An 18,457-nucleotide genomic window follows, 5' to 3' on the forward strand; every position below is an offset into this window, starting at 1 on the left:
TCCGTGTGCCGCCGCTTGCGGATGCGCTGCTGTTGTTGCCAAGCGCTATCTGCGCCCGCCGATCAGGGGAAGCTCGCTGAGCATCGCCTTCAGTGCGATGGCGTCCCACGGAAGATGTTCGGCGATTCCCAGACCGACAACATCCACAACGGCGGACACATCCTTGAGCAAGCGGACGACTTCGGCCACCCGCATTCCGCCCTGGGCGATGCCATCGAAGGCGTCGACAGGCACATCCGGATTGGCGAACAGCAACGAGCGGAACCCTCGCGGATCAAGTACATCCAGATCCAGATGGATGGCCACGTGTTTCGCACCGGTTTCCCGCAACCACGTCAGCACTGCTTCACTTGATGAGCGCAGCTCTGCCGGTCCCACATGCCGCAGCCCCAACCGAGCGATCTCGGCCGTCTCGTAAGGCAGTGTTTCCTGCAATCCCGCGTACATGACCTGCCGAGGCTCCAAGGGCCTGGCGACCCGTTGCACGAAGTCCGCGTCGCCCAATCCCATCAGATTCCCGAGCACCATCGCGTGCGCATGCTGGAACTGGCGCGCCGTCATGATGTCCGGGTGCGTATCCACCCATAGCACCGCCAGATCGCCTTGGTATCGCTCGTTCAAATAGGCGAACGGCACCAGATCGACCAGGCAATCGCCGCCCAGCACCACGATCCGGTCCGGTTGGTGCCGGTCGATCGCTTCGCGTGCGCGATCAGCCTGCGCCAACAGTTGCCGCTTGGCCACGATGCCGTCTTCGATCGGAAGCTCGGCGGAGGCCGGCGCTTCGACTTCGATCTCCTCGAAGCCTCCATGCACCGGTGGCGCCAGCCAGTTCAGCAACTGCGCACCGAGCTGATACGGCGGATTGTTGCCGCCCTGCCATTGCGGAAACAGCAGGCGCAGGGTGGTTTTTTCCTGGGGATTCATGTGCCTGTTCCTGCGTTGTTTAAAGATGGAGGACGATGGCGCCGATGGACTTGCGCGAAGCGAGCCGCGCATAGGCAACTTCGACATCGTCGAGTTGATGGTGGCTGTCGATGACAGGACGAACCACGCCCTTTTCCATCAGCGCCGAAATGTTCCGAAAAGCGTTCTCCACGGCGTGGTCATCCTCCAGATGCAGGTCATAACCGATGAGGCGTTTTTCATTCACGATGATGTCCACGAGATCGATCTCTGCCCGGGTGCCTGCGGCAAACCCGATCAACACGACCGTGCCCCGCCGCCGCACCGCACGGATCATTCCGGCGGTCATCGGCCCACCAACGCCGTCCAGAGCGAGGTCGTAACCCGCCATGTCAGTCAACGCCCCCGCCGTCTCATGAAGCGATTCCCGGGATAGATCGATAATCGAAGTCGCCCCCAGCTTCCTCGCGCTCGCCGCCTTCTCCGAAGTGGACACGACCACAGTGACCTCGGCGCCGAATGACTCGGCCACTTCACGCAATGCGTGTCCCAGTGCGCCGGTGCCGCCGGATATCAGAACCTTCTGTCCTGGCTTGATTCCAGCGACGCGCGTCAGCGCCTGGTGGGCGGTGATGTAATTCACCGACGCGGCAGCGCCTTGATCGAGACTGAGGCCGGCGGGCAATGCGAACAAACGACTGTCCTCGACAACCGCCCACTGCCGAAGCAATCCATCTCGCACCACGCCGAGTACGCCGGCGCCGTACACGACCACGGGTGTACCCGGTGGAAACTTCGCGCCTGCCTCCACGATTCCAGCACCTTCATTTCCCAGCACCAGCGGAAACGGCGTTCCGTCCATTCCGCCATTGCGGATCGTGCTGGAAAGCTGGTTGATGGTCGCCGCCTTGATACGCAGCAACGAATGGCCGGGCCGGATCGAGGGAATATCCCGCTCCTCGACCCGTGAAAGACCATCGACGGCGTTGCCATGGGATACCACGGCTTTCATTTTCATGTTTTGTCTCCAGACCCAATCTGGTCCCATAGCGAAGAACGCGCCGGCGGCACTGCAAAGGCAACGACGGCGGACCGGCCATCAACCGGCGCGATCAATCGTCAGCAGTGGAAGAAGGTGACTTCACCGAGTGCCGCCCGCCCCACGTGGACGGTCGCGGAAAGGCCCGACGTATCTTCGTGACCAAACGAGATGCCGAACATCAAGCGGTGATCGTGCGGAACCTGCAGCGCTGCGCGAACCGTCGCGGCGTACTTCGCCAGGATTCCCTGCGCAATGCCCGCCAGACCGCGCGATGCCAGCGACAACAGAAAGTTCTGCGCATACATGCCGATGTCCGCAGCGGCATGCACCTCGTTTCCATACATCGGCGGCATGAAGACGAAAGCCACATGCGGCGCATCGAAGAACGCCAGGTTACGACGGACACTTCTCAACCGACCTTCCGTGTCATCTCGTCCAATCCCGAGCGCCAGATGGTAGAGCTTGCCCTGGCGCTCCCTGCGTTGCGCGTGCACGCCTTGGTAGTTGGCCACATCGAACGGGAAGTCCGGCGAGGTAAGGCCCTGTTCCAGATCGCGCAGCAGCGCCGCGCTCAGTTCCCGCCTGGCACGGCCACTGACCACATGCACGACCCATGGCTGGGTATTGCAGTTGGAAGGCGCCAACTGCGCATCAGCGAGGATGCCGGTGATCTCCTCGTGACTGAGTGGCGTGGGCAGGTAGCTCCGCACCGAGCGTCGGCGTTGCGCCAGATCCGCGAAGAACGTGTCCATTGGCAGACTCCCTTGAATGTCAGGCCGGGAGCTTAGTTTGCAGATACAGGGTAAATAAACGTACATTTCAAAACAACATTAATTACCAATAGTTGTTAATCATGGACAGACTACGGGGGATGGAGGCATTCGTGGCCGCAGCCGATGCGGGCTCATACGCCGCAGCAGCCGAGCACCTGGACATGTCGGCGCAGATGGTCGCCAAACACATCACCACACTGGAAACGCGCCTTGGTGTGCGCCTGCTCAACCGCACCACGCGCAGACAAAGCCTGACCGAGTTCGGCGAACGGTATCTGGAACGTTGCAGGTTGATCGTGGCCGAGGCCGGAGCTGCCGATGCGATGGCCAGCGAGGCCGTCGCGCAGCCACGCGGTCGCATCCGCGTAAGCGCACCGCTCAACTACGGTGCCTCCAACTTCATGGCATTCGTGCAGAGCTACCTCGACACGCATCCGCTGACCGAAATCGAACTGGTGTTGTCGGATACCTACGTTGACCTCACCGAGGATGGCTTCGAAGCCGTGTTCCGGGCCGGCGACGTAGTAAACGAGATCGGATCGCTGGTGTCCCGCGTGCTGCGCCCTTATCGATTGATCCCGTGCGCATCTCCGGGCTACCTCGCTGCCCATGGCGAGCCGTCGACGCCGGAAGATCTGGTTCACCACAACTGCATCAGCTATCTGTTTCTCGATCGCCGGCACGAAACAGAATGGGTATTCACCCACAACAGCGGAACCCTCCGCGCGCCGATCACCGGCAAGCTTCGCGTCAACGACATGCGCGCTTCGATCGCCGCCGCGTTGGGCGGCTTCGGCATCGTGATGGGCGCCGAGGAAACCCTCCGCGAGTTTCTGGAAACGGGCGAACTGGTACGCATCCTCAAGGACTACGAAGGTCCGACCCGCCCGTTGAACCTGGTCTATCGCGCCGACCGGCAACGCACTGCAAAGCTTCGTTCGTTCATCGATGCTGCGGTCGAATGGTTTTCGGACTGATGACGCATCAAGCTCGGGCAATCGTGGTCGGATGCATCACACGCCCGATCGAGGGAGATCGCATCCACAGATGCGAACTTGCCCGCACATCCATGCCGTAACACACTTGGGCTTCTTTCAGGCATGGGGGAATGCTCGATGGAATATCGCCATCTCCGGTCCGCGGTCATATTGCTGGCGGCCTCGTTGTTCCTGAGCGCCGCGGCGTCGGCCCAGACTCAGACACGCAAGCCACTTACCGCCGAGACGCTATGGCAACTCAAGCGTCTGTCCACGCCGGCCGTCTCACCTGATGGCCGCTACACCGTGGTGGCGGTAAGCACCCATGATCGCAGGAAGGATCAGCCCAGCACGCGGTTGTGGTTGTTCGACAACAGCAGCGGTACGGCACGCGTGCTGACCGCCAAAGGTTTCAACAGCGGCAACCCGGTGTGGTCGCCGGACAGCAGCCGTATCGTGTTCGAATCCAAACGCGCCGAGGACGAGGTAAACCAGTTGTACGTGATTGCGTTGGGCGCAGACCCGGCGACACGGATAACCGACGTCCCGACCGGGGCCTCCAGCCCCAAATGGTTTCCCGACAGCAGGCAGGTGGCCTTCATCAGCCACGTATGGCCCGACGTGGGCAGCTGGGAAGGCCAGGCCAAACGCAAGCAGGCGCTCAAGGATTCCAAAGTCTCCGCACGTGCCTGGGACAAGGCACCGGTGCGCTACTGGTCGACATGGCTGGACGAGCGCGAAGCGCACCTTTATCGCGTAGCCATCAGCGGCGGCGAATCACTGCCCATCACACGCGGCAGCGGCGTCAAGCTGTTCGTGTCCCAGACGATGCCCGGCAGCGGCAGCGATGCCTACGACATCTCGCCGGATGGGCATGAGGTCGCACTCACCGTGGACAGCGATACCACCGGCACGCGCACCAATACCGACATCTACGTGCTGCCTGTGCGAGGCGGCAAACCACGCAACCTCACCGCAAGCAATCCAGCTGACGACAGCGCGCCGAGCTACAGCCCGGATGGCCGCTGGCTGGCCTACTCACGCCAGCAAATTCCCAACTTCTACGCCGATCGCCAACGTTGGGTATTGCACGATCGCAGCAGCGATCAGGAGCAGGTCGTCACCGAGCAATTCGATCGCTCGGTCGCTCGCCCGCAATGGGTACGCGACGCCGGCACCGTGGTCGTCAGCGTCGATGACGCCGGCACGCAGCGGCTGTATCGCATCGACACCGGCACGGGCGCAGCCACGCCCATCACCCGCACCACCGACTACCACGCGCTCTCGCTATCGGCCGACGGCAAGGTGCTGGTGGCATTGAACGAAAGCTTCGTGCAGCCACCTACGCTGGTACGGGTCGATCCGGCCAATGGCAACACCACAGCGGTGTCCCATTTCAACGACGAGGCACTGTCCAGGATCGATTTCGGTAGCTACGAAAGCGTCACCTACGCCGGCGCCAACGGCGACCCGATCCAGATGTGGGTGAACTACCCGCCCGGCTTCGACAAGCACGCGAACCGGAAATACCCGCTGTTCCTGCTGATCCATGGCGGCCCACATGCCGGCGTGACCGATGAGTTCTTCTGGCGCTGGCAAGCGCAAGTGTTCTCCGGCTGGGGCTACGTGACCGCGTGGCCCAACTTCCACGGTTCCAGCGGTTTTGGCCAGGGTTTCACCGACTCGATCAATCCGGATTGGGCGAACCTGCCCTATCTCGACACGATCAAGGCGGCCGCATGGTTCGCCGCCCAGCCCTGGATCGACAGCCAGCGCATGGCCGCCGGCGGCGGCAGCTACGGCGGATATCTGACTTCGGTGGTGCTCGGACGCGAACATCCGTTCAAGGCGCTGATCGTGCATGCCGGTGTATACAACCTGTACACGCAGTACGCCGCCGACTACGGCGCCGGCAAACGCCGGCATGGCGAATTCTGGGAGCAGCCGACGCAGTTCCAGCAGAACTCGCCGCACCTGCAGGCCGGCAACTTCAACACGCCGACCCTGGTGATCCACGGCGAACTGGACTATCGCGTACCGGTCAACCACGGCATCGAGCTGTTCAACACCTTGCAGAACCGCGGTGTGCGCAGCCGTTTCGTGTACTACCCCGACGAGAACCACTGGATATTGAAGCAGAACAACTCCATCCGCTGGTACCAGGAAGTGCAGGACTGGCTGGCCGACTATCTGGGCGGAACCCGATCCATGCCCGCGCCCGGCGGCGGCGGCACGCGGACGGTGGCAGGAGTCGACCCCGAATAGCGGGGGCGTAAGCAGCGGATGCTGCCTGGCGCGCGATCCCACCAAACGGGATGCGTGAAGTGATGCCCTGGAGTTAGAAGCAGGCGGCGGAAGCGCCGCCACGGATGGTTGATCTTTTCAGAGGCCTCCGGCTACTCCATCCCGAATCACCGGTCTCGCTCACGCCGGTGGGCCAGCTTGATGCCATCCGCGTCCGCTGACGCCTGAGCTACACGCAAACAAGCGCGGCGCTGCATTCGTCGAATCAGGCAATAAAGCCCACGAATCGGACAACTGGCAAACCGCTCGATCGCCACATACTCAGCGCTCGACGCAGGGCTGTCCTGGTCCGAATCGTCCAGCAGTCTTCTGTGTCGAAGTGCCGCCCGCCAGCGCCCGAAAGCTGCCGTGCCGACCCAGGTCCGGGCTCGTGTCCGCGAAGGCTCGACATCGCAAGGCGTGGCATGCCGTCATCCGAGCCAATGGCAAGCACCTCGTTCCTCCTTGCAGGAACCGCCACGAGAACTGCGTCGATCGCGCTTCTCAACGTACCTTCGCGCCAGAAATCCACCGAAGAGGAATCACGATGGAAAATTCCAAAACGATCGTCGAATCGAACTCCCCGGACCAGCGAGCGCTCAGTCGTCGCGATCTTCTGATCAACGCCGCCATCGTCGGCACCGGCCTGGCCGTCGGTCCTTTGGCATGGGCCGCTTCAGCCGGGCATGCCGGGACCGTCGATGGCGTTGTCAAAGGCAGACATCCCATGCGCACGCGCAAGCTCGGGCAGTTGGAGGTGTCCGAACTGGGTGCGGGTTGCATGAGCATCAGCGCCAACTACGGTCCACCGGCAAACCGGGATCAGGGCATCAAGGTGATTCGCACGGCCTTTGAACAGGGCGTCACGTTCTTTGACACCGCCGAGGTCTACGGCCCCCACACCAACGAGGATCTCGTCGGTGAGGCACTCGCGCCATTCCGTGATCAGGTCGTCATCGCCACCAAGTTCGGCTTCGACATCGAAGCCGGCGGCCTCAACAGCCAGCCTGCGCATATCAGGAACGTGGTCGAGGGCTCGCTCAAGCGCCTGCGAACCGATCGCATCGATCTGTACTACCAGCACCGCGTCGATCCGACGGTACCCATCGAAGACGTGGCCGGCACGATCAAGGACCTGATCCGGGAGGGAAAGGTGCTGCATTTCGGCCTTTCCGAAGCCAGCGCAAGCACGATCCGGCGCGCGCACGCGGTGCAACCGGTAGCAGCGGTGCAGACCGAATACTCGCTCATGGAGCGCGACGTCGAACGCAACGGCGTACTGACGACATGCGAGGAACTCGGCATCGGCTTCGTGCCATGGGGACCGCTCGGCATGGGCTTTCTGCCCGGCACCATGAATGCCCGGACCAGGCTCGATCCGAAGACGGACCTGCGGTCCGGATTCGATCGCTTCAGTCAAGCGAACCGCGCCGCCAATGCACCGATCATCGATTTCCTCAGGGAATTCGCCAAACAGAAAAACGCGACGCCCGCGCAGATCTCGCTGGCATGGTTGCTGGCACAGAAGCCATGGATCGTTCCGATCCCGGTTACACGCAGGCTCGATCATCTGGCGGAGAACCTGGCGTCCGTCAATGTGCAGCTGACTGCAGCCGATCTGGACGCAATCGACACAGCCTTGTCGAAATTCACCGTGCACGGCGGCCGGATGAACGAAGCGCAGATGCGTGTCGTCGACGAAACCAAGTGAACCAGCCGCCCGAAATACGACAGCAACGTCAGTCAAGAAGAGGTGCTTGAGAGCCCATGAAATCCTATCGCCTGCACGATTTCACCAGCATCGATGACCTGCGCATGCATGACGAGGACGAACCGCGACCGCAGCGAGGCGAGGTCCTGGTCCGCGTGCGCGCGGTTTCATTGAATTTCCGCGACATCGCGATACTTCGCGATCAGTATCCCGCACCGCACCTCAAAGGCTTGATCCCCACCAGCGACGGCGCCGGTGAAGTGGTGGCGGTGGGAGCGGGTGTCGATGATTTCAACGTGGGCGACCGGGTCATGGGCACCTTTCAGCCGCGCTGGTACGCGGGGCGGATGCCGGCCAATCTTGGCCAGTACCACTATGGCAGCGCGATCGATGGCTGGCTGGTCGAGAACAAGGTGGTCAGCCAGGAATCGCTGGTGCGTATTCCGGACAACCTCTCCTTCGAGGAAGCAGCCACCTTGCCATGCGCGGCGCTGACCGCGTGGAGTGCATTGACCGATGGCACTCCCATCCGCGCCGGCGACACGGTTCTCGTTCAAGGCACCGGCGGCGTGTCGATCTTCGCGTTGCAGTTGGCGAAGGCGATGGGCGCCTGCGTGATCGCCACGACATCCAGCACGGAAAAGGCTGTGCGGCTGCGTGCACTCGGCGCAGATGAGGTCGTGAACTACAGGGAGCAGCCTCGCTGGGGCGAGCGTGTACGCGCGTTGTCACACGGGCGCGGCGTCGACCGCATCGTGGAGGTCGGCGGCCCCGGCACGATCGCCGAGAGCCTGCGCGCCGTGCGACCGGGTGGCGAGATCGCACTTATCGGCTTCGTCAGTCCCGATGGAGCCGGCATCGACTTCTTCGATCTGTTCATGAGCGGCGCGACGCTCCGGCACATCGCGGTGGGCAGCCGTGAGGGTCTGCGCAATGCAGCACAGGCCATCGAAATGGCCGACATCAGGCCGGTCATCGATCGCGTCTTTGCGTTCGAAGCCGCCAAAGCGGCCTTCGCTCACCTCGACAAGGGACTGCACTTCGGGAAGGTGGTCATTCGAGGTCCCCAGACGTACTGAATGAGCGGGACTTCATCGGGCGGCTGGCGTCAACGGCGCAGGGCCCCGGCCCGGCGGCTACACACGCTCTTCCGCGTCCGCTGGCGATCATCACCTTGAGCGCTGGTCGGCCTCCACATCCATGAACAGATAGTCATGCAGCGTGAGCATCCGTTGTTTTGGGCAATAAACACGACAGTCCATGCAGCCCGTTCGCCCAGCAGGCGAACACAATCAGTCATCACTGAGAAGGAGCACGCACATGACCATCAAGAAAGTCTGGTTCATCACCGGCGCCGGCCGTGGCCTGGGTGTGGACATCACCCGCGCGGCGTTGGCCGCCGGTCACGCCGTGGTCGCCACCGGCCGCGATGCGGCGAAGGTGGCCAAGGCCATCGGCGAGCATGCCGATCTGCTGACCATCAAGCTCGACGTCACCAGCACCGATGATGCCCGGGCTGCGGTCGCGACCGCGATCGGAAAATTCGGGCGCATCGACGTGCTGGTCAACAATGCCGGCAACTTCTACGCCGGCTTTTTCGAGGAGCTGAGCTCGCAGCAGGTCCGCGGCCAGATCGAGACGCTGCTGTTCGGCCCGATGAACGTGGCCCGCGCAGTGCTGCCGGTGATGCGCAAGCAGCGCGCCGGGCTGTTGCTCAATATCTCCTCGACCGCCGGCATCAGCGGCGGGATGTTCTGCACGGCGTACGCGGCCGCGAAGTTCGGCATCGAAGGATGGACCGAATCGCTGGCCCCGGAGATCGCGCCGTTCGGCATCCACACCATGCTGGTCGAGCCCGGCTTCTTCCGCACCGAGCTGTTGAGCGCCGACTCCACCACGTATGCGCCGCCCTCCATCGACGACTACGCCGAGCGCACCCGGGAAACCGTCGCCGCCTGGAGTGGCATGGACGGCAAGCAGGGCGGTGATCCGGCCAGGCTCGCCACGGCGATCGTGCAGCTCGCGGGACTGGATGTGCCACCGGCACGCTTCGCCGCCGGTGCCGACGCGGTGCAGACCTTCGAAGCCAAGGCCAACGCCTTGCTGGAGCAGGCGCATGCGCATCGCGAACTGTCTTCCTCGCTCGCCCATGACGACGTCTGACGCCGTCATCAATCCACATTCGTGCAGGACACACTCATGACATCCCCTCTCACCGGCACCGTCGCCCTCGTCACCGGCACAAGCAGCGGCATCGGCCACGCCACGGCACGCGCGCTCGCGGCACAGGGCGCCGCGGTGGCCTTGATCGCCCGCCGCCAGGATCGTCTGGAAGCGCTCGCCACGCAGATCCGCGACGCCGGCGGCACGGCCCTCGCGGTGCCTGCCGACATCACCGATCGCGCGCAGGCCGAGGCGGCCGTGCACACCGTGGTCGAGCAGTTCGGACGCCTGGACATCCTCGTCAACAATGCGGGCCTGATGCTGCTCGGCCCGATCGTCGGCGCCGATCCCGACGAATGGGACCGGATGATCGCGATCAACCAGAAGGGCCTGCTGTACATGACCCACGCGGCGCTTCCGCATCTGCTGGCCGCCGCCGAAGGCGGGCCGCGCCGGGTCGCCGACATCGTCAATATTTCCTCGATCGCCGGCCGCGTGGCCTGGGCCAACTACGGCGTCTACAACATGACCAAGTTCGGCGTGAACGGCTTCACCGAATCGCTGCGCCAGGAAATCACCAAGAAGCACGTGCGCGTGGGCGTACTCGAACCTGGCGGTGTCGATACCGAACTGGGCTCGCACAACAGCGGCACCATGCGCGAAGGCATCGACGCCTTCTACGAAGCCACTGAAGTCCTGCAGGCCGAGGACATTGCCGATGGTGTGGCCTACATGGTCACCCGACCGCGCCACGCCTCGATCAGCGAGCTGTGGATCATGCCCACCGACCAAGCCTGAACTCCCCCACCGGAGCATTCCTCATGAGCAAGTTACCTGATGATCCGCACAACGCGGATGAGGCAACCGTGCGCGACCGTCGCGGTTTCCTCAAGACTGGATTGGCGGTGACGGCCGCTGCATTGCTGCCCGGCATCGCCACGGCGGCGACCGGCGCCACCACCTCCTCACCAACCGCCAGTACCGCCAAGCGCGTGCTGATCATCAATGCACACCAGCAGTATCCGGGCATCAGCGAAGGCCGGCTCAATCGCACATTCGCCGCTCTCATCAAGGAGGAGATGCAGAAGAAGGGCTACGAAGTCCGGGAAACCTACATCGAGCAGGGTTACGACATGGACGATGAGGTCAGCAAGCACGTCTGGGCCGACATCATCGTCACCCAGTCGCCGGTGTTCTGGTTCGGCGCGCCCTGGATCTACAAGAAGTACATCGATGAGGTGTTCACCGCCGGCATGATCAAGCAGGCCTTCATATCCGGAGATGGCCGCACCCCCGACGACCCGGGCAGGCAGTACGGCAGCGGCGGAAAGATGCAGGGCAAGCAGTTCATGTTGTCGCTGACCATGAATGCTCCCCGGGAAGTGTTCGACGACAAGAACCAGCGGCTGCATGCCGGCCGCTCGCTCGACGAGCTGTTTTCCGCGACGACCTCTGTCTACAAGTTCTGCGGTATCGAGATCCTGCCGGCGTTCGCTGCGTTCGATGTCATCAAGGCTCCCAAGGTTGCCTCGGACATGCAGCGTTTGAAGCAACGCCTGGCTGCTTTCTGATCACGGCACGACGAGCAGATCGACCATTCATCCACAGCAATGACTTGCCCACCTTGAGAAAGCGATATCCCCAATGAAGAAACACATCATCGGCATCACCGCCGCGATTGCGTTGACGCTTGCAGCGGTGGCCAATGCCCAGTCGGCACAGGCACCGGGCTACATGATCGCCAACTACACGATCAAGGATCAGGCCGGCTTCCGGCGATACATGCAGGCGGCAGGTCCGCTCGCGTCCCGCTATGGCGGCAAGATCATCGTGTTCAACCTGAACGCGACGGCGGTGGAAGGCAGGCCCCAGTCGGTCATGGCGATCGCCGAATTCCCCAGCCTTGCCGATGCCCAACGCTTCTACAACTCCCCCGAATACACCGCCGCCAGGAAGTTCCGCATCGAATCGACGGAAGGCACGGTCGTCATCACCGAGGGATTCGTCCCTCCTTCGCACTAGGGCGTGTTTCGAGCCGCGCTCACGTCCGATATCGACCTACCCCTCAATCACGGAGTCCGCTATGAGCAACCAAGGTGATGTTTCCGCCACGCAAGAGAGTGCTTCGTCGCAAAGTCGCCGGAAGCTGTTGAAGGCCAGCGCATCGTTCGCCGCACTGCCGTTGCTGGCCGTGGCGTCCTCGGCGACACGGGCCGCGACGGGCCAGGCAACCCCGCCCGTCGCCGCGCCCGATGCAAAATCCGAGGCGTTCATCAATGGCATGGCCGACCTCATGGCCCATTCGACCCGCACGCCGATCCTGCGCTGGCCGAACGAGTACGGCCTGGACTACGAGGAAATCTTCTTCCCGGCGATGGATGGTGTGACCATCGAAGGCTGGTTCATTCCTGCCAACTCCGACAAGCTGCTGATCTTCAATCACCCGATGCCGTGCAATCGCTACGGATACCCGGGGCATCTGGACCCATGGAAGGATTTCGGCGGCTTCGAGGTGAACTTCCTGCCCGAGTACAAGATCCTGCACGATGCCGGCTACAACATCCTCACCTACGACATGCGCAACCACGGCCGCAGCGGTACCGGCAGCGGCGGCGTCAACGGTCATGGCGTGCTGGAGTATCGCGATGTGATCGGTTCGCTGCGTTACGCAAAGTCCCGACCCGACACCCGCAACATGCGCACCGCGCTTTACAGTCGCTGCCTGGGCGCGAATTCCACCATCGTGGGCATGCACAAGCATCCGGAAGAGTTCGCCCACATCAAGGCCATGATCGCGCTGCAACCGGTGACGCCAGGCGTGTTCGTGCAGACGGCAGTCGAGAACCAGAAAATCCCGAACGGGGTCGCGCTGTTCGACGCCGCGTTCCACAAGCGCACCGGCTACCATCTGGTCGACGTCTGGCCGATGGAGTACGCCAGGTCGGTCACGGTGCCGACGCTGGTCGCACAGGTGCGCAGGGACTTCCTGACCAAGCAGTCCAACGTGCAGGAGATCTACGACACGATCTCATCCCGGGACAAGAAGCTGTTCTGGATCGAAGACACCGACCAGCGCTTTGAGGGCTACAACTACTTCGGCCGCAATCCGCAGCTCGTTCTGGATTGGTTTGGCAGCCATATTTGATGCCGTGTAACCGATTGGGCCATGCGCTTTTCCATATGGAAGAGTGCATGGCCCCAACACTCCCCGCGGTAACCCAACAAAGGAAATCGGCATGGAAACAGAATCGACAAGACTTCTGATGAAGCGCTTTACCGACTTCATCAATACCGCGAGCGATAGTCTGGCTGAGCAGCTGATCTCGCCGAATGCACTATTTCATGTTCCAGGGCGCTCCGAGCCTCTGCATGGACCGAGCGGATACCAGCAGATCATCGCGATGATGCGCTCCGGATTTCCGGATATTCAGTGGACGCTCGAGGAACTGATTATCGAAGGCGACAAGGTGGCCGCTCGTTTTACGATGCGTGGCACCCATCTTGGAAATTTCTTTGGTGTACCGCCGTCAGGAAAGGCTATCGAGGTCAAGGCCGTGAATTTCTATCGATGGGCGGAAGGTCGAATCATGGAAGAACACGGTCAACCCGACCTGCTTGGTTTGCTTCAGCAGATCGGCGCGATACCTCCTATGAACTGAGGCAGCCCATAAGCCGTATCCGCCGGGGGCAACGGGTCCTCCTCAGAATCGGATGGTTCAGATCAATCGCATGCGTTTGATGTCGCGTTGCGGCGGCGCACCGAACAGGCGGCTGTACTCCCGATTGAACTGCGAGGCGCTCTCATAGCCGACCAGTCCGCCGGCGTATCCCGCATCCAGATTCTGGTTGAGCATCAACTGGCGCGCTTCCTGTAGACGCAACTGCTTCTGGAACTGCAACGGGCTCATGCCGGTGATCGCGCGGAAATGCTGCCGGAACGTGGAAGGGCTCATGCGTGCGCGCTCGGCCAACTCATCCACCTGCAATGACTTCGCGAAGTTCTGCTTGAGCCAGGCGACCACTTTGGCGATCTGATGGCCCGGCGAGCCGGCGGTGACCAGATGCCGCAACTGCGACCCGTGCGGCCCGGTCAGCAGGCGCACGGTGATTTCCTGTTGAATCAACGGGGCCAGCTGCGGCGCCAGCATCGGCTCATCCAGCAGCTTGACCAGCCGGATCAAGGCATCGGTCAACGCGGGATCGAGCTTCTCGATCGTAATCGGCTGGCAGGTGTTGTCTCTGCCGGGTCGCGGCAGTTCCATTTCGGAAGCGACCTGCATGATCGAGCGCACATCCAGCGTCAGCATCATGCCGAGGAAGGGCTCTCGCAGCGTGGCGTGGGTGACGTGGGCGAGCACGGGAAGATCGATCGTGGTCAGCATCGACTGGCCCGGACCATAGTCCACCACCTCCTCGCCGAGCGTGACCTGCTTGCTGCCCTGCGCGACGACACCCAGGCCCAGGCCGTAGATGCAATGCAGGGGTTCGGTGAGCGCGTTGCGCCGGTGCAGTGTCAGCGCCGGAATCGCGGTGGTGTGATCGCCATCGGTTTGAGCAAATCGCCCGATCGCCTGAGCCAGCACGCTCATCGCCGTGGTGGCCGGGGATTGCAGCCCTTCATGGGTATTCACAACGGCTCTCCGCTGTAGCCAGGTCGCCGGCAATCTAGCACCGGTGACATTTGCGCATGCTCACTTTCGGTGCTGGAACGTCGTTTTGTGCAAGAAAAACCATGGATCCGGCAATGGCGGCGGCGATGCCGCGGCGACACTGGAGTTTCGAAACACGCTGCTTCCGGAACCACCGATGCCATCTCTTTTCGAACCCTACAGACTCAAGGGCGTCACCCTTCGCAATCGCATCGTCGCCTCGCCGATGTGCCAGTACCAGGCATGCGACGGCTTTCTGAATGACTGGCACCAGGTGCACTACGCCATGCTTGCGCGGGGTGGTGTGGGACTGCTGATCGTCGAAGCCACCGCCGTCTCACCGGAAGGACGCATCACGCCCGGCGATGCCGGCCTTTGGAGCGATGCGCATATCGAGGGTTTTGCCTGCATCGCCCAGGCGATCGAGGACGCTGGCGCGGTGCCCGGCATCCAGATCGGCCATGCCGGCCGCAAGGCGGGCTGCACGCCGCCATGGGAAGGTGGCGCGCCGTTGGACAGGAGCGACCCGCGCGCCTGGGAGCCGCTGGCACCGAGTGCGCTGGCGTACATGCCGAGTGCGCCGCACATGCCGCGCGAGATGACGTTGCAGGATATCCAGCGCGTCCAGCAGGACTTCGTGGACGCCGCGCGTCGTGCCCTGGATGCGGGCTTTGGATGGTTGGAACTGCATTTCGCACATGGATTCCTGGGGCAGAACTTCCTGTCCCGGCATGCCAATGCCCGCACCGATCACTATGGCGGCTCGCTGCGCAACCGCGCGCGCTTCCTGATCGAAACCGTGGCCGCAGTCCGCACGATCTGGCCCGAGCATCTGCCGCTGACCCTGCGCCTGGGCATCACCGAGTTCGGCGACGACGCCGAGCCGTCATTCGCCGAGTCCGTCGAAGTGTTGCGCTGGCTCAAGGACGCCGGGCTGGATCTGGTCGATGTCGGGCTCGCCTTGTCCACGCCGACCGAGCAGGTGCCGTGGGCACCCAACTTCCTGGTGCCGTATGCCGAGCGGGTCCGCGCCGAAACCGGCCTGCCGGTGGCCACCAGCTGGATGATCACCCGCGCCGGCGATGCCGATGCCTTCATCCGCGAGGGCAGGCTCGACCTGGTGATGTTCGGCCGTTCGCTGCTGGCCAATCCGCACTGGGCCTTCCAGGCGGCACGCGAGCTGCAGATCGAACACCCGGCCTCGGTGCTGCCGACGCCTTACGCCCACTGGCTGCAGCACGGGTAACGCCGAAACGGCAGGCCCGGGCGGCGCGATCACGTTGCATTTTTTGCAACACCCTGGTGTGAAAAAACTCTTTGAAGGCGACACGGCCGGCTCTTTATAGTCGATCCGACTCTTCACCCCTGCCTGTGACCTGCCCTCCACGCCGGGTCGCCGGTGGGTCCAGCCGGTCCTCGCCACGTGCTTTCCACACCCTCACCCGCCCGTTCCCCTCAATCCAGCGCCGCAGCCGGCGCACGGGCGGTGTCACGCTGCGATCTGCTCGGCGTGGCGCCCTACAGCGACAGCGCCGACGGGCTCTACCGCGCCTGGCTGACGCCGGCGCACCGCGCCGCGCAACAGGCCGTGGCCGGCTGGATGCGCGATGCCGGGATGACGGTGCGCATCGATGCGGCCTCCAACCTGATCGGCCGCTACGAGGGCACCACACCCGACGCGCCGGCGCTGCTGATCGGCAGCCATATCGACAGCGTGCGCGACGCCGGCCGCTACGACGGCCCGCTCGGGGTGATGCTCGGCATCGAATGCGTGGCCAGCCTTCACGCAGCCGGACAGCGGCGGCCGTTCGCGATCGAAGTGATTGCTTTCGGCGACGAAGAAGGCTCGCGCTTTCCCGCCTCGATGTTCACCAGCCGCGCGGTTGCCGGCACGCTCGCACCGGCCGCGCTCGACGGCGTGGCCGATAGCGCCGGCATTACTGTCGCGCAGGCACTGGCCGGCTGGGAACTGGATGCGGCGCGCATCGGCGAGGCCACGTATCGGCCCGAACAGGTGATCGGCTACCTGGAAGCCCACATCGAGCAAGGCCCGGTGCTGGAAGCCGAAGGCCTGCCGCTCGGCATCGTCAGTGGCATCGCTGCGCAGTTGCGCTTCCAGGTCACCATCAACGGCCGCGCCGGTCATGCCGGCACCACCACGATGCCGCTGCGCACCGACGCACTGACCGCCGCCGCCGAGTGCGTGCTCGCGGCCGAGGCGGTCGCGCGCGAAGCTGCCTCGGATCTGGTCGCCACCGTCGGACGCATGCAGGTGCTGCCCAGCGCGACCAACGTGGTGCCCGGCAAGGTCGAGTTCTCGCTCGACGTACGTGCCGGCAGCAACGCCGCACGCGATGCCGGTGCGGCTGAAATCCTGCGCCGCTTCGAGGCGATCGCCGCCATGCGCCATGTGCGTGTCGTCGCCGAGCAGGTGCAGGATCTGGCTGCCTGTCCCTGCGATCCAGATTTCGTCGCACTGCTGGAAAGCGCTGTCGCCGCGCAAGGCATCGCGCCACGCACGCTGGTCTCCGGCGCTGGCCACGATGCCATGGTGATGGCCGCGCTATGCCCCACCGCGATGCTGTTCCTGCGCTGCGCAGGCGGTATCAGTCACAACCCGGCCGAGTCCGTCGACCCGGCCGACGCCGGCCTCGCCGTTGCGGCGATGCTGGCCTTCATCGAACGATTGGGAGAACGCTTTGGCACCTGAAGTCTTCGGCGAGATCGATCCGCCGCAACGCCTGCTGATGGGCCCCGGCCCGGTCAACGCGCACCCGCGCGTGCTGCGGGCCATGTCGGCCGATCTGCTCGGCCAGTTCGATCCGGAAATGACCGCGTACATGAACGAGGTCATGGCGCTGTACCGGCCGATCTTCGGCACCCGCAACCGCTGGACCTTCCTGGTCGATGGCACCGCCCGCGCCGGCATCGAGGCCGCGCTGGTGTCGCTGGTGGCCCCGGGCGATACGGTGCTGGTGGTCAACTTCGGCCGCTTCGGCCTGCTGCTGACCGAGATCCTCGGCCGCATCGGCGCCAAGGTCGAAACCGTCAATGCCCCCTGGGGCGAGGTGGTGCCGCTCGACGCCATCGAAGCCGCGGTCGCACGCGTGCAACCCAAGCTGGTCGCCACCATCCACGGCGATACCTCGACCACGATGGCGCAACCGCTGGACGGCTTCGGCGCGATCTGCCGCCGCTATGGCGCGCTGTCCTATGTCGATGCGACCGCGACCATCGGCGGCATGGAACTGGCGGCTGATCGCTGGGACGTGGACGTGGTCACCGGCGGCTTGCAGAAGTGCCTGGGCGGGCCGTCCGGCTCGGCGCCGATCACGATTTCCGACCTCGCCGCCGAGCGCATCGCTGCACGTCGCCACGTCGAGCGCGGCATCGTCCGCGACGACATCGAGGACGGCGACGAACCACGCATCCTCTCCAACTATTTCGACCTCGCCATGGTGATGGACTACTGGTCGGACAAGCGCCTGAACCACCACACCGAAGCGACCACGATGCTGTACGGCGCACGCGAATGTGCCCGCATCGTGCTGCAGGAAGGCCTGGAAAACCGCTACGCCCGCCACCGCGCCGCCGGTCGCGCGGTCACCGCCGGCGCACGTGCGCTCGGGCTGGAAGTGTTCGGCGACGACCGCTATCGCATGAGCAATGTCACTGGCATCGTGATCCCGTCCACGGTGGATGGCGAACGCGTGCGCCGACGCATGCGCGAGGATTTCGAGATCGAGATCGGCACCGCGTTCGGCCCGCTGCAAGGCAAGCTCTGGCGGATCGGCGCGATGGGCTACAACGCCGCCAAGCACAAAGTGCTGATCACGCTCGGCGCGCTGGAAGCAGTATTGCGCGCGGAAGGCTTCGCCTGCCCGCCGGGTGCCGGCGTGGAAGCCGCGCTGACGGCGTGGAATGCGGAGCTGGCGCAGGAACGCCCGGCATGA

The 18,457-nt window shown here is 63.7% G+C and carries 17 protein-coding genes; 13 read left to right on the forward strand and 4 right to left on the reverse strand.

The genetic code is table 11. The features are described from left to right. Positions 1-45: 45 nt before the first annotated feature. The 3 genes from AC3WJE_RS10975 to AC3WJE_RS10985 all read right to left on the reverse strand — a co-directional run bounded on the left by AC3WJE_RS10975 (position 46) and on the right by AC3WJE_RS10985 (position 2,700). Positions 46-927, reverse strand: coding sequence for an arginase family protein (locus AC3WJE_RS10975; protein ID WP_493730829.1), 882 nt, complete (start codon positions 925-927; stop codon positions 46-48). Positions 928-946: 19 nt separating this feature from the next. Further along, positions 947-1,924 carry a quinone oxidoreductase family protein gene (locus AC3WJE_RS10980; RefSeq protein WP_493730830.1) on the reverse strand — a complete coding sequence of 326 codons (978 nt, stop codon included), beginning with the start codon at positions 1,922-1,924 and terminating at the stop codon, positions 947-949. 101 nt (positions 1,925-2,025) lie between these two features. Beyond that, positions 2,026-2,700, reverse strand: a complete 675-nt coding sequence (locus AC3WJE_RS10985; protein WP_493730831.1) for a nitroreductase — start codon at positions 2,698-2,700, stop codon at positions 2,026-2,028. 101 nt (positions 2,701-2,801) lie between these two features. Here AC3WJE_RS10985 and AC3WJE_RS10990 point away from each other — a divergent pair, with 101 nt between their 5' ends. The 10 genes from AC3WJE_RS10990 to AC3WJE_RS11035 all read left to right on the forward strand — a co-directional run bounded on the left by AC3WJE_RS10990 (position 2,802) and on the right by AC3WJE_RS11035 (position 13,514). After that, positions 2,802-3,698, forward strand: a complete 897-nt coding sequence (locus tag AC3WJE_RS10990; RefSeq protein ID WP_493730832.1) for a LysR family transcriptional regulator — start codon at positions 2,802-2,804, stop codon at positions 3,696-3,698. Positions 3,699-3,836: 138 nt separating this feature from the next. Next, positions 3,837-5,963, forward strand: coding sequence for a S9 family peptidase (locus AC3WJE_RS10995; RefSeq protein WP_493730833.1), 2,127 nt, complete (start codon positions 3,837-3,839; stop codon positions 5,961-5,963). 745 nt (positions 5,964-6,708) lie between these two features. Then, positions 6,709-7,692: an aldo/keto reductase gene (locus AC3WJE_RS11000; RefSeq protein WP_493730880.1), complete on the forward strand. Its 984-nt coding sequence runs from the start codon at positions 6,709-6,711 to the stop codon at positions 7,690-7,692. A 56-nt stretch (positions 7,693-7,748) separates the two neighbouring features. Next, positions 7,749-8,771, forward strand: coding sequence for a zinc-dependent alcohol dehydrogenase family protein (locus tag AC3WJE_RS11005; protein WP_493730834.1), 1,023 nt, complete (start codon positions 7,749-7,751; stop codon positions 8,769-8,771). 241 nt (positions 8,772-9,012) lie between these two features. After that, the gene (locus tag AC3WJE_RS11010; RefSeq protein ID WP_493730835.1) at positions 9,013-9,855 is read left to right on the forward strand and encodes an SDR family oxidoreductase; all 843 of its coding nucleotides are present in this window, start codon (positions 9,013-9,015) and stop codon (positions 9,853-9,855) included. A gap of 36 nt (positions 9,856-9,891) precedes the next feature. Next, positions 9,892-10,653, forward strand: coding sequence for an SDR family NAD(P)-dependent oxidoreductase (locus AC3WJE_RS11015; protein ID WP_493730836.1), 762 nt, complete (start codon positions 9,892-9,894; stop codon positions 10,651-10,653). A gap of 23 nt (positions 10,654-10,676) precedes the next feature. After that, positions 10,677-11,426: an NAD(P)H-dependent oxidoreductase gene (locus AC3WJE_RS11020; RefSeq protein ID WP_493730837.1), complete on the forward strand. Its 750-nt coding sequence runs from the start codon at positions 10,677-10,679 to the stop codon at positions 11,424-11,426. A gap of 73 nt (positions 11,427-11,499) precedes the next feature. Beyond that, complete coding sequence (locus tag AC3WJE_RS11025) at positions 11,500-11,877, forward strand: DUF1330 domain-containing protein (protein WP_493730838.1); 378 nt, start codon at positions 11,500-11,502, stop codon at positions 11,875-11,877. 61 nt (positions 11,878-11,938) lie between these two features. After that, positions 11,939-13,000, forward strand: a complete 1,062-nt coding sequence (locus AC3WJE_RS11030) for an alpha/beta hydrolase family protein (protein ID WP_493730839.1) — start codon at positions 11,939-11,941, stop codon at positions 12,998-13,000. Positions 13,001-13,091: 91 nt separating this feature from the next. Beyond that, complete coding sequence (locus AC3WJE_RS11035; RefSeq protein ID WP_493730840.1) at positions 13,092-13,514, forward strand: ester cyclase; 423 nt, start codon at positions 13,092-13,094, stop codon at positions 13,512-13,514. A gap of 57 nt (positions 13,515-13,571) precedes the next feature. Here AC3WJE_RS11035 and AC3WJE_RS11040 read toward each other — a convergent pair whose 3' ends face one another. Beyond that, positions 13,572-14,444 carry an AraC family transcriptional regulator gene (locus AC3WJE_RS11040; protein ID WP_493730881.1) on the reverse strand — a complete coding sequence of 291 codons (873 nt, stop codon included), beginning with the start codon at positions 14,442-14,444 and terminating at the stop codon, positions 13,572-13,574. Positions 14,445-14,661: 217 nt separating this feature from the next. On the opposite strand from AC3WJE_RS11040, the gene AC3WJE_RS11045 reads away from it, so the two are divergent. The 3 genes from AC3WJE_RS11045 (at position 14,662) to AC3WJE_RS11055 (ending at position 18,457) form a co-directional block, all read left to right on the forward strand. Next, positions 14,662-15,750, forward strand: a complete 1,089-nt coding sequence (locus AC3WJE_RS11045) for an NADH:flavin oxidoreductase/NADH oxidase (RefSeq protein WP_493730841.1) — start codon at positions 14,662-14,664, stop codon at positions 15,748-15,750. A 177-nt stretch (positions 15,751-15,927) separates the two neighbouring features. Then, positions 15,928-17,214, forward strand: a complete 1,287-nt coding sequence (locus tag AC3WJE_RS11050) for an allantoate amidohydrolase (RefSeq protein WP_493730842.1) — start codon at positions 15,928-15,930, stop codon at positions 17,212-17,214. Further along, entirely contained in the window at positions 17,204-18,457 is a 1,254-nt protein-coding gene (locus AC3WJE_RS11055; RefSeq protein WP_493730843.1) for a pyridoxal-phosphate-dependent aminotransferase family protein, read from the forward strand. Before AC3WJE_RS11050 ends, AC3WJE_RS11055 begins: the two co-directional genes overlap by 11 nt.

The organism is Pseudomonas sp. GW821-FHT07E12 (assembly GCF_058986605.1).

Excerpts from the sequence above, each read along its gene's own strand:
- AC3WJE_RS10975 (WP_493730829.1), bottom strand. The coding sequence starts at position 927 with ATGAATCCCCAGGAAAAAACCACCCTGCGCCTGCTGTTTCCGCAATGG.
- AC3WJE_RS10980 (WP_493730830.1), bottom strand. The coding sequence starts at position 1,924 with ATGAAAATGAAAGCCGTGGTATCCCATGGCAACGCCGTCGATGGTCTT.
- AC3WJE_RS10985 (WP_493730831.1), bottom strand. The coding sequence starts at position 2,700 with ATGGACACGTTCTTCGCGGATCTGGCGCAACGCCGACGCTCGGTGCGG.
- AC3WJE_RS10990 (WP_493730832.1), top strand. The coding sequence starts at position 2,802 with ATGGACAGACTACGGGGGATGGAGGCATTCGTGGCCGCAGCCGATGCG.
- AC3WJE_RS10995 (WP_493730833.1), top strand. The coding sequence starts at position 3,837 with ATGGAATATCGCCATCTCCGGTCCGCGGTCATATTGCTGGCGGCCTCG.
- AC3WJE_RS11000 (WP_493730880.1), top strand. The coding sequence starts at position 6,709 with ATGCGCACGCGCAAGCTCGGGCAGTTGGAGGTGTCCGAACTGGGTGCG.
- AC3WJE_RS11005 (WP_493730834.1), top strand. The coding sequence starts at position 7,749 with ATGAAATCCTATCGCCTGCACGATTTCACCAGCATCGATGACCTGCGC.
- AC3WJE_RS11010 (WP_493730835.1), top strand. The coding sequence starts at position 9,013 with ATGACCATCAAGAAAGTCTGGTTCATCACCGGCGCCGGCCGTGGCCTG.
- AC3WJE_RS11015 (WP_493730836.1), top strand. The coding sequence starts at position 9,892 with ATGACATCCCCTCTCACCGGCACCGTCGCCCTCGTCACCGGCACAAGC.
- AC3WJE_RS11020 (WP_493730837.1), top strand. The coding sequence starts at position 10,677 with ATGAGCAAGTTACCTGATGATCCGCACAACGCGGATGAGGCAACCGTG.
- AC3WJE_RS11025 (WP_493730838.1), top strand. The coding sequence starts at position 11,500 with ATGAAGAAACACATCATCGGCATCACCGCCGCGATTGCGTTGACGCTT.
- AC3WJE_RS11030 (WP_493730839.1), top strand. The coding sequence starts at position 11,939 with ATGAGCAACCAAGGTGATGTTTCCGCCACGCAAGAGAGTGCTTCGTCG.
- AC3WJE_RS11035 (WP_493730840.1), top strand. The coding sequence starts at position 13,092 with ATGGAAACAGAATCGACAAGACTTCTGATGAAGCGCTTTACCGACTTC.
- AC3WJE_RS11040 (WP_493730881.1), bottom strand. The coding sequence starts at position 14,444 with ATGAGCGTGCTGGCTCAGGCGATCGGGCGATTTGCTCAAACCGATGGC.
- AC3WJE_RS11045 (WP_493730841.1), top strand. The coding sequence starts at position 14,662 with ATGCCATCTCTTTTCGAACCCTACAGACTCAAGGGCGTCACCCTTCGC.